This window comes from Pseudomonas salicis (assembly GCF_057128705.1).
Map to the genome: position 1 here is coordinate 885,393 of NZ_JBSKHU010000003.1, position 18,595 is coordinate 903,987.

Sequence of the window (18,595 nt, forward strand, 5' to 3'; positions counted from 1 at the left end):
TTTCATGTCTGGATGCTTGAGGCGGTGCCTAATCCAGATGTTTCCTGCGCACCGGAATACTTCCCCGTTGATACTGCTGATAACCGGTGTACGGAATGACCAGCGTATCTGTAATGCTGGACAGTGCGATGTCGATGACCATGCCGGTGGCAGTAGGCGGTTGCCCATGTCGCTCCGGGCCATTCAGCGTGCAGAAATCGTAGGCGACGCCGCTGTAGGCGCGGGGAATGGTCTGGCAGTGCGAATGCCAGCTGGCGAGTTCGTCGGCAGCGCCTTTTTCGTTGGTCAACGTCGCGATCGTGCCGCAGCCGGACATCGATACGGCTATGGCCAGACAGGCTGCAATCCTTGGGTTCATGTGAGACTCCTTATTCAGCCGTAGCGCCGACTCGCGAAAAGTCGCCGGACACCAACGCGCCAATGACCGGGCGTGCCAGCAGATAGCCTTGCATCAGCGAAATGCCCAGCGCCCGGAGCGCCCAATATTCTTCGGGCGTTTCGATCCCTTCAGCGACGACTTCGATGTTCAGGCGTTTCGAAACCAGCACGATCCCTTCAACGATGGCTTTTCTTACCGGATCCGCGTCGATACCTCGGGTCAGTGCCATGTCAATTTTCAGCACGTGGGGCTGGAACATGGCCAGGAAGTTCAAGCCTGAATAGCCTGACCCGAAGTCATCGATCGCGGTGGTGAAGCCGTGACGCTCGTACGCCTGGAAAATGGATTTCAAGTGATCGGGATCGTCGACGCGTTCGCCTTCGGTCACCTCGAACATCAGCCTGTCTAACGGGAAGTCGAACAGGTGGGCTGCTTCAAGTGTCGCCCGGATGCAAGTCTCGGCCCGGTAGACAGCATTGGGCAGGAAGTTGATGCTGAGCTTGCACCTGGGCTGCTGCAACAACCCCAGCGTGGCCGCCAGTTCGATGGCTTTGACACGACAGGCCTGATCGAAGCGATAGCGATTGGTGTCATCCACTTGGCTCAAGATGCTCGCAGCCGATTCGCCATTGATACCGCGAACCAGAGCCTCGTAGGCATAGGCTGTCTGGGTGTGAACGTTGAAAATCGGCTGAAACGCCATGGTGAAGTCGAAGCCCAAACCTTCGAGGTTGCGGCATTGGGCACAGCCAATCGGTTCGAAAGGCAGGGAAGGGTAAATCTGAGTCATGCCAACCTTCCGATTGATGTCACCAGTGGTGGCCAATTAATGCACGCATGACCTCTTTTTTCTACCTTCATTTGCGTGTGGCAAGCGTCACCGTTAACTCTTCTTGGAGGTGCACCAAGGGACTCATGGTGGAATCGGAGCGAGTGTGTCTGTAAGCCGGGCGCTATTCGTTGTAGTCTCCGCTCCAATCTTCGATCAAAGGCCCGCCCCGTATGGTCCGCCCGGATTTTTCAGCTGACATTGACGCCGTGCAGGCGATCGGGGCCGTGCCCGTGATCCTGAGCATGGTCAAGCATTTGACCCGGATGCGTTTCGCGGCGGTGGCCCGGGTCACGGACAAGAACTGGGTGGCCTGCGCGGTGGACGACTCCATCGATTTTGGCCTTGAACCCGGTGGGGAGTTGCGGCTCGAATCCACTATCTGCCACGAAATCCGCCAGCACCGAACCCCGGTTATTTTTGGCCAAGCCAGTGCGCATCCGCATTTCTCGTTGCATCACACACCCCAGACCTATGGATTGGAGAGCTATGTCTCGATTCCGATCATCACGAGAGACGGCGCGTTTTTCGGGACTCTCTGCGCCATTGATTCACTGCCGGCCGATCTGGAGGAACCCTCCATTCTCAAGACGCTCAGCCTGTTCGCACAGTTGATCGGAATGAGCCTCGATGCCCAGAAAGACCTGGAGGTGACGCAAGCTGCGCTGGCGACCGCCAAGGAACACGAACGCTTGCGTGATCAATTCGTGGCGGTGCTGGGGCACGACCTGCGCACGCCCTTGAGTGCGATCCGCATGAGCACCGATCTGCTGGAAACCCAGACCACAGAAACGCGTCCGCTGCGGCTTCTGGCTGCCATCCGCCACAGCGCATCGCGCATGGGCATGCTCATCGAAAACGTGCTGGATTTTGCACGGGGTCGCATGGGCGGCGGGATTCCGGTGAAGCCACAATGGGTGGATGACCTGGGGCCTGTTCTGGAGCAGGCGCTGAGTGAGGTGCAGCACTCCAACCCGCAGGCATGTATCAGCCACTCGCTCGATCTGCCCACCGGAATCTACTGCGATTCGCTGCGCATCACGCAATTGCTGTCCAATCTGGTGGGCAACGCCGTGACGCATGGGGCGACGGATGCGCCCATTCGAGTGAAAGCGTGGCAGGAAGGCGAGGAAATCGTCATCCTAGTGACCAACCAGGGCCCTCCAATTCCGGTCGCGTTGATGCCGCTGCTGTTCGAACCGTTCACGCGTTCGGAGGCCGGGCAGCGCGGGGAAGGGTTGGGGCTGGGCCTATACATCGCAGCGCAAATCGCCCAAGCCCACGGAGGCACCCTGGGGGTGACGTCGACGCTGGCGGCCGGCACTGCCTTTACCGCCCGATTTCCCGCCAGGGTGAAATGAGCGGATTGACGGCCGGTCACGATTCACCCATCAAAAAATGGCATGAAACAGCCAGAACAGCAGCGCCGAGAGCACCATGGCGGCGGGCAAGGTGAACACCCACGCGAGAATCAGGTTGCGCACAGTCGCCATCTGCAACCCGCTGCCATTGGCCGCCATGGCCCCGGCGACGCCGGAGGAGAGCACATGGGTCGTGGACACGGGCAGGCCGAAACCGTCGGCCGCGCCGATGGTGGCCATGGTCACCAGTTCGGCACTGGCGCCCTGGGCATAGGTCAAGTGCGCCTTGCCGATTTTTTCGCCCACGGTGATGACGATACGGCGCCAGCCCACGAGCGTGCCCAACCCCAGGGCGATGGCCACGGCGATCTTCACCCAGAACGGAATGAAGCGCGTGGCCGCGTCGATCTGGCGTTTGAATTCCGCGACGTTGGTGCGGGTGCCCGCAGAGAAATTATCGAGGTGCTGAGTACCGAGCAGGCGAATGCTCTCCGAGGTCAGGAACATGTCGTTGCGCACGTTGGTCATGGCCTGCGCGGGCACTTTGGCCAGCGTGCCGTAGTTCTTCACCTCGTCGGCGATGATTCCGGTCACGGCGGCCAGGGCAGGCACGGTGTCGTCGCTGGCTTTTCGGGTGCGGACGTATTCCATCAACACCATGCGCGGGTCATTCACTTGACGCCCCTTGGCTTCGGTCGTCAGCCCTTGGTGGGTGACCTGCGCAACGGCGACGAACTGGGTCGTCTGGGTGACAGGCACGGCACGGTCCAGCGCGTAGGCCATGGGCAAGGTGCCCACCAGAATCAGCATGATCAGCCCCATGCCTTTCTGGCCGTCGTTAGAGCCGTGGGCGAAGGACACGCCACTGCAGGTGAGGATTAACAACCCGCGAATCCACGGTGGCGGCGGGTTCTGGCCCTTCGGCTCCTGATACAACGCTTTCTGTTTGACCAGCAGCCTCAGTAACAGCAGTAACCCTGCCGCGCAGACGAAGCCCACCAGCGGAGACAGCAACAGCGCGTAGGCCACTTTAGACACTTGTGACCAGTCGACGCTGTCCGCGGCCGACCGGCCTTGCAGCCAGGCATTGGCCAGACCGACGCCAAGGATCGAACCGATCAGCGTGTGCGATGAAGACGCCGGCAGCCCGAGCCACCACGTGCCCAGGTTCCAGACGATGGCGGCGATCAGCAGCGCGAAGATCATGGCGAAACCGTTTGCGGAGCCCACCTGGAGGATCATGTCCACTGGCAGCAGCGCGATGATGCTGAACGCAACCGCCCCGCTTGACGCCAGCACCCCGCTGAAGTTGCAGAGGCCCGACCACACCACCGCAATGTTGGCCGGGAGCGAGTGGGTGTAGATCACCGTGGCCACGGCGTTGGCTGTGTCGTGAAAGCCGTTGACGAACTCGAAGCCCAGCGCGATGACCAGCGCCAGACACAGCAGGCCGTAGGGCAGCCACGTCGTGGCCACGGCGCCAGCCTCGTCAACGTCTTGCACGATGCCCCAGCCGCTGACGAGGACGCCGACGATTAACAGGCCGATGAACAGCGCGAGGCTTCGGGGGCTCAGCGCGTGATCGAGTTTGGGACGGGAGAGGTGGGCGTTGTGGGGGGTGGCTGAAGTGTTCACGTTCTTGTCTCAGCTCGGAGTGAGCTTTCAACCTAGTCAGGGCAGATGACGCTTTTCTTACCAGGGACGTAATCAGGGCCGATCCGTCGGGCCTTTGGACTAACGGCCTTAAACGCCACTCAAACGACCCTGTTTTCGCCGCCTTCTCGTACAACGGCGTGCCATCGGACGTCGTGTTCCTGGTCACGGCCGGTGGGGTGATGCTTCGTGGCGACATTTCTGACAGACTGGATTTCACACTGCCGAACAGGGAGGGGGCTGCACGGCACGCTTTCGTCACGTTCACGCTGAACCCGCCCGCAGAACGTCTGTGCGGCGTTCATGAGGAAGCCCGTTTGCCTACTGATCTCGTCGGTCCCGACCGTAATGACCGTTTGTCCCACGTGTTGAATGCCAGCGAACGGCTGGCGCTGGCCGGTTCGGTAGACGAAGTCGTTGCCGTGCTCCGCGACACGGCGCGTGCGGCGGTCGGGTCAGAAGGCGTTGCGATCGTGATCGAGACGGGCGGCTATTGTTCCTATGTGGCGGAAGACGCGGTCTCGCCACTCTGGCAAGGCCAGACGTTTCCTGCGGACCACTGCGTTTCGGGCTGGGCGATGCGCCATAACGCGACCGTCGCGATTCCTGATGTCCGGCTGGATTCCCGTGTTCCCCAAGACGCCTATGCGGCGACTTTTGTGCGCAGTCTCGTCATGGTGCCCATTGGTCGCCCTGTTCCAGTCGCCGCGCTCGGGGCCTATTGGGCTGAAGTCGGGGATCATGGTCAGGACACGCTCAAGCGTCTGGAAAGCCTCGCGCGTCTGGCGACGATTGCCATCGAGAATGCGCGCCTGACCCAAGCGCGCAATCGTGCGGCAGCACTGGGCGCCGCTCAGAACCGCATTCTGGAACTGGCCGTAGCGCAGACGCCGCTTGCGTTCTCGCTGGACGCCATCGTCCGCGAGGTGGAAACGCTGTCCCCGTCCCGGTTCCTCGGCAGCATTGTGCTGTTGGACGACGACGGCCGGCGTATTCATTCCTGCTCCGGCCCGAGCCTGCCCGCTGCGTATAGGAACGCCATCGCTGGCGTCAGTGCCGATCCCCTCTGGTCCGCGTGCCGGGAGCGGGCCATCGAACAGGGTCTGCACCTGTGTTGGTCAATCCCGATCCGTTCGGCGCAAGGTGTCACGCTGGGCGCGTTTGTGCTGTATCACCCCGAGCGCCGCGATCCGTTGTTGGCGGATATCGAGGTTGTCGATTTCGTGGTTCAAACGGTCGGGCTGGTCGTGCACCGGGCGCGGGCGGATGCTTCGATCCGGATCAGCGAAGAGCGGTTGCGCCTGGCCGTGGCCCACGCAGACGTGGGTTTCTGGGATGTGGATTTCGTGCAGAACACATTGGTATGGCCCGCACAGACGAAGGCCATGTTTGGTATTTCGGCTGACGTGCCGGTCACGCTGCAGGATTTTTACGACGGTTTGCACCCTGAGGACCGTGACGCAACGATTGAGGCATTTAGCGCCGCCATCGACCCTGAGCATCGCGCGCTCTATGACGTTGACTACCGGACGGTGGGCCGTGAGGACGGCATCGTGCGTTGGGTGGCGGCCAAAGGACGGGGGGTGTTCGACACCACGGGTCGCTGTTTGCGGGTGACCGGTACGGCGATGGAAATCACGGCCCGCAAGACGGCCGAGGACGCGCTTCGAGAACTCAACGCCACGCTGGAAGGGCGGGTGGCCCAGGCCATCGCCGAACGGGAAGAGGTTCAAAAGGCCCTGCGGCAGAGCCAGAAAATGGAAGCCATGGGGCAGTTGACCGGCGGCGTCGCCCACGACTTCAACAACCTGCTGACTCCGATTGTCGGTACGCTCGACCTGCTTCAACGCCGGGGCGTGGGTGGTGAGCGGGAGCAGCGGCTGATCTCCGGCGCCATGCAGTCCGCCGAGCGGGCGAAGACACTCGTCCAGCGGCTGCTGGCGTTTGCCCGCCGTCAGCCGCTGCAACCGGTGCCCGTCGATGTGGCGAAGCTGGTGAGTGACATGGGTGATCTGGTGGCCAGCACCACCGGGCCGCAAATCAAGGTGGTTGTCGATGCACCAGACCATCTCCCGGCCGCCATCGCTGACCTCAATCAGCTCGAAATGGCACTGCTCAACCTCTCTGTCAACGCGCGGGATGCGATGCTGGAAGGCGGCACCTTGCGCATCTCGGCCACCATGGAGACAGTGGGCGTCGACCACCGCTCCAGACTTCCGGCTGGCGAATACTTGTGTCTGTCGGTGGCCGACACCGGCATCGGCATGGACCCCGCGACACTCGCCCTCGCGGTCGAGCCGTTCTTTTCCACCAAGGGCGTCGGCAAAGGGACGGGCCTGGGGCTCTCGATGGTGCACGGGCTGGCATCGCAATTGAACGGCGCCCTCACGATCCAGAGTTCGCCCGGCCTTGGCACGAACGTGGAGCTGTGGCTTCCGCGCAGCATGACCGTACCTGCGGCGGTACTCCGCATGGCGGAGGCGCCTGAGCCGCCATTGACGCGCGGGGTTGCGCTGCTGGTCGATGATGAAGAACTGGTTCGCGCCAGCACGTCCTACATGTTGGCCGAACTGGGCTATTGCGTGATCGAAGCCGCGTCAGGAGAAGAGGCCATGGAGCTGATGAAGGGCGGGGAGTCGTTTGACCTGCTCGTCACGGACCACCTCATGCCCGGTATCAGCGGGACCGACTTGGCGAAGGTGGTTCGGGACTCCCGGCCGGGGACGCCGATTCTGCTCGTCTCCGGCTACGCGGAACGTGAGGGCCTCGACCCTGATCTGCCTCGTCTCACCAAGCCCTTCCGCAAAAACGAGCTGGCGGAGAGTCTGGTGCACCTTGGTCGTGGGGCTTGAAACCGCCAAACACCCACTCCGGCCCGACGAAAGACGTATATGCGCCGGCGATTTTTTTCGCGATTCGGCGCCGGACTTGACCAGCAGCGACCGCCACGCTGGCTGTTGCGACGGACCTGACCCCGACCATCTCACCACTCACTGGCCGCCTGCGAATGCGCCATCGCCCGCTATTCTGCTGGCATCTCGCGAAGGGGGCAGTCCGAAGGCTTTCGCGTAATCCCGGCTGAAGTGTGTCGGGCTTTCATAACCCACTTCGAACGCTGCCGACATGACACTTTTTGCACTGGCAACCATGAGCATTCGGGCTTGAAGCAGGCGCACACGTTTCTGATATTGCAACGGGCTCAAATTGGTCACGGCCTTGAAATGGCGGTGGAATGCCGAGACGCTCATCGAGGCTCGCTCAGCCAGGTGTTCGACGCGGATGGGTTGGGCGAAATCGCGACGAATCCACTGGACTGCCAGGTTCACGCGGGCCATCGCGCTGTCCGGTGCGGCGATTTCCCTAAGCATCCAGCCAAGCGGGCCTTGAAGCACGCGGAAAATAATCTCTCGTTCGTAGACCGGCGCGAGGGCTGCGATGGCTGGCGGGTCACCCATTAACCTGAGCATTCGCACCCAGACGTCCGTGAGATCGCGGGTCATGGGGGCGACTGAAAAACCGGGATTCGTTTCGGCTCGAAGCGCAGGTTCGGGCAGGTCAGCGAACAGTGTGGACAATACAGTGAGATCGAGTGTCAGGCTGACCGCAAGATAGGGCTCGCCGGTGGCGGCCGGGTGCACCGAACCCACGGCAGGCAAATCGATGGACATGACGAAGTAGGTGGCGGGGTCATAGCGCAGCGTCCGGTCACCCACTGTCATGGTTTTGCTGCCTTGCAAAATCACATTGATCATCGGGTCGTACACCGCTGCCAGCAGGTGCTCGGGAACTGCTCCCTTGACCATGGCCACGCGAGGGATGCCGGTGTCGGTTCGCCGGTTTTCAGCCTGGGCCGCGAGTGACCTGAGTTCGTTCAGTGAGTTGTCCATAACCGGCATGCTGAGGGGTGACGGCCGTACCCCGCAAGTGAAAAGCAGAAACAGGCAGGTTTTGAGCAGGAACAGGTGCGTTCCTTATCCGGACGATGAAGACGGAAGGACCGCATTCTTTAAAGTTGATCATGAGCCCGGCTAATGCCTTCACTGAATTCAATTCGTTTTATTCATGCAGGGTCCCCGCCTAAACTTCGTACAGCTTTTCACTGCAGGCACTGTTAATCCAGCCGAGTGAAAGATCGGAACGACAGCCATTCCTGATAAAGACAAAGAGCGTATTCAGGTGTGGCTAAAAACAGGGTGTCGGATCAACATGAGCACAGCATTCGAATTTGCGATCAAGCGCATCAGTTTTGATGAGCATTATATTCCGTCAGACACGACGCGCATCACGACCAACTTCGCAAACCTTGCCAGAGGGGAACGTCGGCAGGAGAATTTGCGCAACACCTTGAAGATGATCGATAACCGCTTCAATGCCTTGGCGCACTGGGACAACCCTGCCGCTGATCGTTACACGGTCGAGTTGGACATCATCTCTGTTGAAGTGAGCCTCCATGGTGAAGACGGTGACCACGCCATCCCCATGATTGAGGTGTTGAAAACGACCATTGTCGATCGAACAACGAACGAGCGCCTGAATGGCATTGTCGGGAACAATTTCTCTTCTTACGTTCGAGATTATGACTTTAGCGTGCGGTTAGCGGAGCACAACAAAAACCGATCCGGGTTCAGCACGCCCGAGGACTTTGGAGAGCTGCACGGCAAACTCTTCAAGTGCTTCGTTAATTCAAGCGCCTACAAAGCGCATTTCGACAAGCCGCCCGTCATCTGCTTGAGCGTCTCCAGCGCCAGAACTTACCACCGCACCGAGAATCAACACCCTGTGCTGGGTTTTGAATACCGGCAGGATGACGACTCGTTGACCGATGAGTATTTCAAAAAGATGGGCCTGAACGTCCGTTATTTCATGCCCCCTAACAGCGCAGCGCCGTTGGCCTTTTATTTCTCAGGGGATTTGTTGGCTGATTACACCGCCCTTGAGCTGATTGGCACGGTCAGCACGATGGACACTTTTCAGAAAATTTATCGGCCTGAGATTTATAACGCGAACTCCGCCGCAGGAAAGTCGTATCAGCCCAGCTTGAAGCACCAGGACTATTCATTGACCCGAATTGTGTATGACCGCGAAGAGCGTAGTCAGCTGGCCGTCGAGCAAGGAAAGTTTGCCGAAGAACACTTCATCAAGCCCTACCAGACCGCTCTTGAACAGTGGTCCGGTAACTGCGCGCTTTGATTCATTAATAGATAAGGTCTTTTTTCATGAAAAAACTGTTGCCCACGTCGACGGCTGGCAGCTTGCCTAAACCTTCCTGGCTCGCACCACCGGAGACGCTTTGGTCTCCCTGGAAGTTGCAGGACGGCGAGTTGATTGAAGGCAAGCAAGACGCGCTGTTACTTGCACTTCAAGAACAACAAAGGGCGGGCATCGATATCGTCAGCGATGGCGAACAAACCCGCCAGCATTTCGTCACGACCTTCATCGAGCACCTTGATGGCGTTGATTTCGAAAAGCGCAAAACCGTCAGGATTCGTGACCGTTATGACGCGAGCGTGCCGACGGTGGTCGGGGCCGTCACTCGCCAAAAACCGGTGTTCGTTGAAGACGCCAAATTCTTGCGTCAGCAGACCGATCAGCCGATCAAGTGGGCGCTGCCAGGCCCGATGACGATGATCGACACCCTCTACGATGCCCACTATAAAAGCCGTGAAAAACTGGCTTGGGAATTTGCCAAGATTCTCAATCAGGAAGCCAGGGAGCTGGAAGCCGCGGGTGTCGACATCATTCAATTCGATGAGCCTGCCTTTAACGTGTTTTTCGATGAGGTGAACGACTGGGGCGTGGCGACCCTGGAGCGTGCCATCGAAGGACTGAAGTGCGAAACGGCGGTGCACACCTGCTACGGCTACGGCATCAAGGCGAACACCGACTGGAAGAAAACCCTGGGTTCCGAGTGGCGACAGTATGAAGAGGCCTTTCCCAAACTGCAGAAATCCAGCATCGACATCGTTTCCCTGGAGTGCCACAACTCCCACGTGCCCATGGACCTGATCGAACTCATCCGGGGTAAAAAGGTGATGGTAGGGGCCATCGATGTGGCCAACCACGCGATTGAAACGCCGGAAGACGTCGCCAATACCTTGAGAAAGGCGCTTCAGTTCGTGGATGCGGACAAACTTTACCCGTGCACCAACTGCGGCATGGCGCCGTTGCCGCGACGAATCGCCAGCGGCAAGTTGAAGGCGCTGAGTGCGGGCGCAGACATCGTTCGCAGAGAACTGTTGGACGCGCGTTGAATCGCGTTCGTCATTGGAAAGCCTGAAGTCAGCCTGTTGAACGGGCGGCTTGAGGTCTGCGCCGACACGCTTCAACTCCCTACTCTTGTTCAGGATTTGCCATGTCATTCCCCGGTACGGCGATTGAGCCATTGAGCCATTGAGCTTTCGCGAAGCGCTCGGGAATTACCAATCGGGCTTTGCTTCCTTCGGCTCTTCCCGCTACAGTCAGCGCCGGGCGTTTGCTGCGCCTGCGGTCCGCGCGAAGGGGTCACCCAGGCAAGCGTTTTCAATTTTTCATTCCAGCTCCCGGCTTGTCGGCGGACCGAGCCCTGAAAGGAGTTGGCATGCCTGCCATAAACGCTTCCCGCTATCACGGCCTCCCTGATCTGCCCTCGCTGCGCAAGCGCGCCAAGCGTCTTTTGAAAGCACTGAAAAACCACGAAGCCGACGATGCCCGCATGCAGTTGCGGGTGATCGGTTTGTCGGGCCCTGACTATCGACTCGCTGACACGCAGTGGCTGGTGGCGCGCGACGCGGGTTTCCCCAGTTGGCCCAAGCTGATAGCCCATGCCGACAGCATTGCGTTCGCTGCACGTCATCCGGATTTTGTCGCGACGGGTGAGGCGGCGGTCCAACACTGGCGCTGCGGCAACGATATCGAGCACAACCTGCGAATCGCCGGTTTCTCGGGTGCGTTTCATATGTTCGATGATCCGATGGTGATGGGCCCGGTGCCGGCCTTGCCTGAGGATGATTACTGGGCCGTGCGAGCGGCCTTTGCCGAACAGGCCTTCGGTCTGCCGACGCGAGATATCCAGCAGCGCCAAGCCAAGCAGCGCAAGGCATTGGCGCAACTGGATGGCGAAAGCGAACTGGTGTTGTGGTGCGAAGCCGACGCCTACGATCAACTGTTTCTGGCGCGGATACTGGCGAGCTTGCCCGCGTTACCGCGCAGACTTGAATTGATCGAAATCGCTCAGGTTCCCGGCGTGGAGCGATTTATCGGCATTGGGCAACTGGCGCCCGATCTGCTCGCCTGGCTGTGGCCACAACGGCGCCCGTTGGGCGAAGACGCCTTGGCAGTGGCGCGTGAAGCATGGGCCGCCTACACGTCGACAACCCCGGTCGAGTGGGCCCGCATTGCTGCGCGAGCGCATCCAGCACTGCCGCTGCTGGGGCCCGCTTTGGCCAGGCAACTGCAAGAGCTTCCAGGCGCCAATGACGGATTAAGCATGACCGAGCGCCTGACACTGCGCGTGCTGGCCGATCACGGTGAGCTGCCCTCCGGAAAAGTCTTTGGCCATTTGATGATGAGTTATGAGCCGTTGCCCTTTCTGGGGGATTTGATGTTCCACGTACTGCTGCGCCCCCTGATCGATTCGCCGCAGCCTCTCGTGCATGAGCAGCCGGGACCCGAGTGGCAGAAGCGCGTTATCCGAATCACTGCCTTGGGCGAGCAGGTATTGTCGGGCCGCTTGAACTGGCTCGACCACGCACCAGCAGAGCGCTGGGTCGGCGGGGTCCATGTCGTGGCCGATGACCAACCGTGGGTCGTGAGCGATCAGGGAAAGGTGTGGCGGCGTTGAGTCGATCCATCTGTCCAGTTCGCACAGGCTGAGGGCAGACGCTCGGTTGCTGCGAGCAAAAAGCAGAAACAGGCAGGTTTCGAGCAGGAACGGGTGCGCTCCTGATCGGCCTGATCCGTAGGCTGGGTCCTCATTCGAAGCACAGAGGAACAGCACATGAGCGTAATCGTTGTCACGGGCGGGAGTCGCGGCATCGGAGCCAGTGCCGCCGAGCACATTGCTCAGCGGGGCATGGGTGTCATCCTGACCTACAACAGTCATCCAGAGGAGGCGGTTTCGGTCGTTGAGCGCATCGAGCACGCGGGAGGCAAGGCGGTAGCGCTCAAGCTCGATGTGTCGGAGGTGGCAAGTTTCTCCGGGTTTCGTGAGTCGGTGGCCCTGGCGTTGCGCGAGACCTGGGGCGTCGCCACGCTCGACGGGCTGGTCAACAATGCCGGGTATGGCCTGTTCAACCCCTTGGCCACTGTCAGCGAAACGCAGTTCGATGGCCTGTTCAATGTTCATCTCAAAGGCCCCTTTTTCCTCACGCAAACATTGCTGCCGCTGCTGGCGGACGGTGCGAGTATCGTCAACTTGACCAGCGCAACCACCCGCGTTGCCACGGCGGGTGTGGCGCCTTACGCAGCGTTCAAGGGCGGGCTGGAAGTGCTCACCCGTTACATGGCCAAAGAGTTTGGCGAGCGGCGGATTCGGGCCAACGCTGTGTCACCCGGCGCGATCCGCACCGAGCTTGGCGGCGGCTTGAACGACGAATTCGAGACCATGCTCGCAGCGCAGACCGCGCTTGGCAGAGTGGGTGAGCCGCAAGACGTCGCCCGCGTGATTGCCATGCTGCTGTCGCACGACGGCAGCTGGATCAATGCCCAGACCATCGAAATCGCAGGCGGCTACAGCATCTGAACCGCCGACAGCTACATCCTTTGAGGAGCACGCAATGCTGGATCATGTCTTTTTGTCGGTCAGCGACATCACCCGTTCCATCCGTTTCTACGAAGCGGCGTTAACCCCGTTGGGCATTACTGCGCGCCTGGACTACGACGGCAAGGACGGCCCGCCGGGGCACCCCGATCTCAAGGGATTTGGTGCCAATGGCCGGGTGTTTTTCTGGCTGCGTGAAGGGGTCGTCGAGGGACGCGCCGCACACGTGGGTTTCGTCGCCAACAGCCAAGCCGAAGTGGACGCCGCCTACGCCGCCGCCATGAAGGAGGGCGCTGTCGACAACGGCGCGCCGGGTGCGCGTCTGCACTACGATCCCGATTACTACGCCGCCAATGTGCTGGACCCGGACGGGTACAGCCTCGAATTCGTTTATAAAAAATGGCAGCACGTCCAATGAGCACGCTTCTGATCTACGGCGCCACCGGTTACACCGGTCGCATGGCCGCTGAACGGGCAAAAGCGCTGGGCCTGTCCTTCGAAATCGCCGGGCGTGATCACGCGCGTCTTGCGGCACTGGCTGCGCAACTGGGCGTGCCGTTTCGACTGTTCGATGCCAATGCAGATGCGGCGGGCTCGCTCTCAGGCATCTCGGTCCTGCTCAACTTCGCTGGCCCTTTTGCGCACACCGCAGAGCCGCTGATGCGGTCCTGTATCGAGGCCGGGGTCGACTACCTGGACATCACGGCGGAGATCAACGTCTACCGGCTGGCCGAGCGACTGGGAGCGGAAGCCGCTGTGCATCAGGTCATGCTCTTGCCGGGTGTGGGGTGGGACGTCGTGCCGACCGATTCGCTGGCGGTGCAGGTCGCCAAGCGGGTCGAACAGCCTTTTGCGCTGAGCATTGCGCTTCAAGTCCCGGGTTCGATGTCACGTGGCTCGGCCATGAGCGTCAGCGAAATCATCGGGGCAGGGGTCATGGCGAGGGTCGATGGCGAACTGGTCGCCACACCGGATGCAACGCCGCGTCATTTTGACTTCGGTGAGGGGCCAGTCCTGTGTGTGCCGCTGTCGTTTGGTGATCTGGTGACAGCGTGGCATTCGACGGGCATCCCGAACATCGCGATGTTCGTGCACATCTCAGGCGACGCGTTTCCAGAAGGCGATCTCTCACAATTGCCCGACGGCCCGACCCAAGCACAGCGGGAGGCGCATCGTGCCCGTGCAGTGGTTGAGGTCACTGGCGTTGACGGAGCCATCGCCCGGTCCGTGATCGAAACCATAAACGGCTATTCCTACACGCCGCTGGCCGCAGTAGAGGCAGCGCGGCAGGTATTGGAAGGTGAGCGTCTACCCGGGTTCGCCACACCCGCGAATGTCTTCGGTGATGGGTTTGCCGAGCGTATCGAGGGGACGTTGATCATCGATTTCTGAGGCGGCCCTAATGGGATGCTGTCAGCCCGTGGCGGGGAGGGGAGACTTGAATCTCGCCGCATCCCGCGCAGGCGGCAGGCCAAATAACCTCGCGTATTCACGGCTGAATTGCGAGGCGCTTTCATAACCCACGGCATAGGCGATCGACGTCGCGTCCAGTGTGTCGAACAGCAGCAACCACCGCGCCCGGAGCAAACGCAGGCGTTTCTGATACTGGATCGGTGTCATGGCCGTCACCGATTTGAAGTGCCGGTAAAAGGCGGCAACGCTCATGTCCGCCATGAGTGCCAGCGGCTCTACCCGAAAAGGCTCAGTGTAGTGGTCACGAATCCACTGTGTGACGCGGCGGATCTGCGTCATCCGGCCATCCGGCCGCGCGACGTCACGCAGAATGCCACCCAACGGCCCCTGTAAGGCGCGGAACAGAATCTCACGTTCGATCATCGGCGCCAGGATCGTGGCCTCGTGGGGATGATCCATGAGCCGCATCATGCGCAACCACGCATCGATCATTTGCGCAGGTGCGACGACACCTTCAAAACAAGTGTTCTGCGGTGGCCTCGGCGTCTTGTCTTCGTCCATCAACAGCGTGGCGATCACATCCGGGTCCAGCGTGTTGGGGAAAATGTGTTCGATTCCCCAGCGAAGCTGACATGACGTGGTGTGAGGGGTTGCTTTGTGGTGCTCGGGATGTGCTGCGTGCAGTCGACCTTTGCTCTTGCGCTTCAGGTGAAGACCAAACCTTTTTCGCAGGTTGGTTGTCTTGCCGACGTAAAGGCAAGGGTACGTCAGCTCAGTCGGCCACCAATCCTTGTACTCTACGTTGACCCGAACCTCATTAGGCCCCTTGAGGACAACTGTACGGTTTGACGCCAGGAGAGTATCCCTGTCAGCGATCCACCAAAACGCGTACACACCGGGTCCATCAGGAATGGAGGAGGGGCGCTGGCTGAAAAGGCTGCCGACCGTACGAATGGACTGGGGATGATGCATGTTGAAGTGCTCAGCGCCTGGACTACCCATGGATGGCCGTATCGCGGCCGTTCAGTTTCAGCGCAGGAGTATGCGAATTGGGTAGACAGACTACAAGGGCCAGCCAGAGAGCGTCACGATCTCCCAGATTTCATCCGGTTTTGACGACGCTGCCCGCCCGAAATGAATGTGCACGGTCAGGGCCAGGCGACTGACAAAACCTCAGTACGCCTGCCTGCCCCGGCCACTACAGGGACTTTGGCGACAGCAATCCGGCTGTCTCACCCCCGTCGACCGTGAGCGTGGTGCCGTTCACGTAGCTGGCCCCCGGCGAGAGCAGCCAGCAAATCGCGTCAGCGACTTCCGTGGCCGATGCCAGGCGGCCTTCCGGGATTCGGGCGGTCAGGGCTGCAAGGCGGGCTTCGTCGTTGACGATTTTGTCCATCATGCGCGTGGCGATCTGCCCGGGGCAGACCGCGTTGAAACGCACTTGCCCGCCGTATTCCAGGGCCAATGCCTGAGTCAGACCCAAGAGCGCGGCCTTGCTTGCGCAGTAGGTGGCCAGCCCTTGTTCCCCGGTTTTGCCCGCGATGGAGGAGACGTTCACCACGGCGCCACGGCCTGCGATCAGACCTGGCAGCGCGTGTTTTGTGTAGAAGAAGACCGAGCGCGTATTGACGGCGAACAGCGTGTCCCACTCTTGCTGGGTGGTTTCGGTAAACGCTTTGCGACCGGACATGCCTGCGTTGTTGACCAGGCCTGCCAGCTTGCCGTCGTTCAATTGCAGTGCCGTTGCGACGACGTTGCGGCATTCGTCTTCATTCACGACATCGCCCGGGACGAACGCGCAGTGGGGCAGGCGCGCCGCCAATTGGGCGCCTGCCGTTTCATCGCGTCCGGTGAACACTACCGGGTGGCCAAGGCTGACGAGTTTTTCCACGGTTGCGGCGCCGATGCCTTGGGTGCCGCCTGTGACGATGTACATGGTACTGCTCCTGAAAGTATCGCCGGCCATGGTCAGGCCGGCGGCTGTGAAAGAAGACGTGGCGCTGAACGTCAGGCGGCCGGTTGATTCAAGGTTCTGCTTGAGCGCAACGAGAGCCAGGTCGTGGCCAACAGACCCGCCAGACCCACCACCAGCAGGAACGATGACATCGCGACAATCGACGGGTCGATGGTGTCACGAATGCCATCGAACATCTGCCGTGGCAGCGTGCGCTGGCCGGGCCCACCGATGAACAGCACGACGACGATCTCGTCGAACGATGTCATGAAGGCAAACAGCGCGCCCGAGATCACGCCGGGCGCAATGATCGGCAGCGCGACGTTGATGAAGGCGCGTAGCGGCGATGCCCCGGACATTGCGGCGGCCTTCAGCAGGCTCATGTCCAGACCCTGCAGGCTGGCGGCGACGTTGATCAGGACGAAGGGTGTCGCGAGCACGGTGTGAGCCAGAATCATCCCGGTCAGCGTGCCTGTCAGGCCCAATTGGCCGAACAGAAAATACATGCCCAGCCCGGAAATCACCGGCGGAATGATCATCGGCGAAATCAACAACGCCAACACGTTGGTCGCGCCAGGCAGGTTGCGCCGTGCGAATGCCAACGCTGCCAGGGTGCCCAATAACGTGGCCAGCAACGTCGCGGCGCAACCGACCAGCAGGCTGTTACGCAAGGCCTGAAGCCAGGGACCGGCACTGAAGACTTTCTCGTACCAGCGCAAGGACAGCCCCGGCAGCGGATAGGACAGGAACGTGCCGCTGCTGAAGGAGATCGGCACCACGGCCAGCAATGGCACGATCATGAAAACGATCATGATGATCCCGAACAGACGCAGCAGATTGCGGCTGATGAAGCACAGGGTGAAATGGTTCATGGCAGGTTCCCGATTACGTGAGACCGGCGATCTGGCGGATGCCGACCAGCCGAGCGGCGACCAGGTAGATCGCCATGACGCAGAGGATCAACACCAGCCCCAGTGCCGAGGCCATGCCCCAGTTGACCGTGGTGTTGGTATAGAAGGCGATGAAATAGCCGAGCATCTGTTCCCGTGCACTGCCCACCAGCGTGGGGGTGACGTAGTAACCGGCCGCGACGATGAAGGTCAGCAGCGTGCCGGAGCCGATGCCCGTGAGGGTCATGGGCAAATAAACATGCAGGAACCCGCGCACCGGATGCGCACCCAGGGACCCCGACGCGCGCATGTAGTGGGCCGGAATGCCTTTCATCACGCTGTACAGCGGCAGCACGGTGAAAGGCAGCAGGATGTGCACCATGACGATGTAAACCCCCAACGCATCGAAGATCATCGGCAGCGGTTGGTCGATCAGGCCCAGTTTGAGCAGCAGGGTGTTGACGATGCCTTTCTCCTGCAGCACCACGATCCAGGCAGTGGTTCGGGCCAGCAGTGATGTCCAGAAGGGCAGCATCACCGCCAGAATCAGCAGCATCTGAAACGGTCGCGAGGCTTTGACCAGCAGGACGGCGAACGGAAACCCCAGCAACAGGCACAACACAGACACGACAACCGCGATCTTCAAGGTCTTGGACGTGAGGTCCAGGTACACGCGTTTTTCCGGGGCGACGCGCTGAATACCGTGAGCCTTGCGTTCCAGGTCGAGGGCGCTGAGCAGGTAATAGGAGGTGTAGGCCGGTGATGCGCGCTCAAACGCCTCCCACAGCTCAGGCGTTGACCAGCGAGGGTCGATGGCGGTCAGACGTGCGCGGGGCGATTCACCGCTGACCGGTTGCTGATTGGCGGGCCACTGATAGCGACGAGCGGTGGCGGTGATCAGAAAACGGTAGCCGCTGTTTTCGTAATTCATACGCCGCGCCGCTTCGCCCACGGCGCCCAGATTCTCGACGTGAATGAAGTCCTGCTCGATCGCCTCGAACACGGCATCGCTCGGCAAGCCAGGGCTCTCGCTCCGCGCTTGCTGCTCCAGTGCGTGAACCGTGCGTGGGAACGCCTGAATCAGCTCCGGGTTGCTGACGGCGCGGTACAGCATCATGCCGATGGGGAGAACGAAAAAGACGGCGGTGTAGATCAACAGGGGCAACAACAGCAACACCGAGACGAGGCGTTTCTGTCGACTCGACTTCTGGTGGGCGCTTGCAAGTGATTCCAGCGCAGGGACGGACATAGTGGCTGACCTCGGAATTCGATGGCAGCGGCTTCGGGTGAACGAAGCCGCCGTTCAAGCAAAGGACGGGCTTACTTCGCCGCCCAATTGGTGAAGCGCGCCATCAGGTCTTCCTCGTAGTTGACCCAGA

The 18,595-nt window shown here is 60.6% G+C and carries 15 protein-coding genes and 1 pseudogene; 8 read left to right on the top strand and 8 right to left on the bottom strand.

The window, feature by feature from the left end; all coding sequences use genetic code 11:
* Positions 1 to 28: 28 nt before the first annotated feature.
* Positions 29 to 358, bottom strand: coding sequence for a YceK/YidQ family lipoprotein (locus ACWKWE_RS14790; protein ID WP_483850942.1), 330 nt, complete (start codon positions 356 to 358; stop codon positions 29 to 31).
* A 10-nt stretch (positions 359 to 368) separates the two neighbouring features.
* Positions 369 to 1,169, bottom strand: a complete 801-nt coding sequence (locus tag ACWKWE_RS14795) for an EAL domain-containing protein (RefSeq protein WP_483850943.1) — start codon at positions 1,167 to 1,169, stop codon at positions 369 to 371.
* 212 nt (positions 1,170 to 1,381) lie between these two features.
* Between ACWKWE_RS14795 and ACWKWE_RS14800 the strand changes: the two genes are divergently transcribed.
* Complete coding sequence (locus ACWKWE_RS14800; protein ID WP_483850944.1) at positions 1,382 to 2,569, top strand: GAF domain-containing sensor histidine kinase; 1,188 nt, start codon at positions 1,382 to 1,384, stop codon at positions 2,567 to 2,569.
* 30 nt (positions 2,570 to 2,599) lie between these two features.
* Here the strand turns inward: ACWKWE_RS14800 and ACWKWE_RS14805 are convergent, their stop codons facing one another.
* Entirely contained in the window at positions 2,600 to 4,204 is a 1,605-nt protein-coding gene (locus ACWKWE_RS14805) for an inorganic phosphate transporter (protein WP_483850945.1), read from the bottom strand.
* A 335-nt stretch (positions 4,205 to 4,539) separates the two neighbouring features.
* On the opposite strand from ACWKWE_RS14805, the gene ACWKWE_RS14810 reads away from it, so the two are divergent.
* Entirely contained in the window at positions 4,540 to 7,074 is a 2,535-nt protein-coding gene (locus ACWKWE_RS14810) for a GAF domain-containing hybrid sensor histidine kinase/response regulator (protein WP_483850946.1), read from the top strand.
* A 138-nt stretch (positions 7,075 to 7,212) separates the two neighbouring features.
* Here ACWKWE_RS14810 and ACWKWE_RS14815 read toward each other — a convergent pair whose 3' ends face one another.
* Positions 7,213 to 8,109 (bottom strand): AraC family transcriptional regulator, encoded by an 897-nt coding sequence (locus ACWKWE_RS14815; protein WP_483850947.1) that lies wholly within the window; start codon positions 8,107 to 8,109, stop codon positions 7,213 to 7,215.
* 319 nt (positions 8,110 to 8,428) lie between these two features.
* Here ACWKWE_RS14815 and ACWKWE_RS14820 point away from each other — a divergent pair, with 319 nt between their 5' ends.
* The 6 genes from ACWKWE_RS14820 to ACWKWE_RS14845 all read left to right on the top strand — a co-directional run bounded on the left by ACWKWE_RS14820 (position 8,429) and on the right by ACWKWE_RS14845 (position 14,351).
* Complete coding sequence (locus ACWKWE_RS14820) at positions 8,429 to 9,412, top strand: DUF1852 domain-containing protein (protein WP_483850948.1); 984 nt, start codon at positions 8,429 to 8,431, stop codon at positions 9,410 to 9,412.
* 26 nt (positions 9,413 to 9,438) lie between these two features.
* Positions 9,439 to 10,473, top strand: coding sequence for a methionine synthase (locus ACWKWE_RS14825; RefSeq protein ID WP_483850949.1), 1,035 nt, complete (start codon positions 9,439 to 9,441; stop codon positions 10,471 to 10,473).
* Between the two features lie 326 nt (positions 10,474 to 10,799).
* Entirely contained in the window at positions 10,800 to 12,041 is a 1,242-nt protein-coding gene (locus tag ACWKWE_RS14830) for a DUF1835 domain-containing protein (protein ID WP_483850950.1), read from the top strand.
* 156 nt (positions 12,042 to 12,197) lie between these two features.
* Entirely contained in the window at positions 12,198 to 12,941 is a 744-nt protein-coding gene (locus tag ACWKWE_RS14835; RefSeq protein WP_483850951.1) for an SDR family NAD(P)-dependent oxidoreductase, read from the top strand.
* A 34-nt stretch (positions 12,942 to 12,975) separates the two neighbouring features.
* Positions 12,976 to 13,377 (top strand): VOC family protein, encoded by a 402-nt coding sequence (locus tag ACWKWE_RS14840; protein WP_483850952.1) that lies wholly within the window; start codon positions 12,976 to 12,978, stop codon positions 13,375 to 13,377.
* Positions 13,374 to 14,351, top strand: a complete 978-nt coding sequence (locus tag ACWKWE_RS14845) for a saccharopine dehydrogenase family protein (RefSeq protein WP_483850953.1) — start codon at positions 13,374 to 13,376, stop codon at positions 14,349 to 14,351. The genes ACWKWE_RS14840 and ACWKWE_RS14845 overlap by 4 nt, the downstream gene beginning before the upstream one ends.
* A 21-nt stretch (positions 14,352 to 14,372) precedes the next feature.
* On the opposite strand, the pseudogene ACWKWE_RS14850 reads toward ACWKWE_RS14845, so the two are convergent.
* The 4 genes and pseudogenes from ACWKWE_RS14850 to ACWKWE_RS14865 form a co-directional block, all read right to left on the bottom strand.
* A pseudogene (locus ACWKWE_RS14850) lies at positions 14,373 to 14,966 on the bottom strand (AraC family transcriptional regulator); the annotation flags it as partial.
* A 604-nt stretch (positions 14,967 to 15,570) separates the two neighbouring features.
* The gene (locus ACWKWE_RS14855) at positions 15,571 to 16,308 is read right to left on the bottom strand and encodes an SDR family NAD(P)-dependent oxidoreductase (protein ID WP_483850954.1); all 738 of its coding nucleotides are present in this window, start codon (positions 16,306 to 16,308) and stop codon (positions 15,571 to 15,573) included.
* A 71-nt stretch (positions 16,309 to 16,379) separates the two neighbouring features.
* Positions 16,380 to 17,198 (bottom strand): ABC transporter permease, encoded by an 819-nt coding sequence (locus tag ACWKWE_RS14860; protein ID WP_166596961.1) that lies wholly within the window; start codon positions 17,196 to 17,198, stop codon positions 16,380 to 16,382.
* Positions 17,199 to 17,211: 13 nt separating this feature from the next.
* The gene (locus tag ACWKWE_RS14865; RefSeq protein ID WP_483850955.1) at positions 17,212 to 18,465 is read right to left on the bottom strand and encodes an ABC transporter permease; all 1,254 of its coding nucleotides are present in this window, start codon (positions 18,463 to 18,465) and stop codon (positions 17,212 to 17,214) included.
* Positions 18,466 to 18,595: the final 130 nt, after the last annotated feature.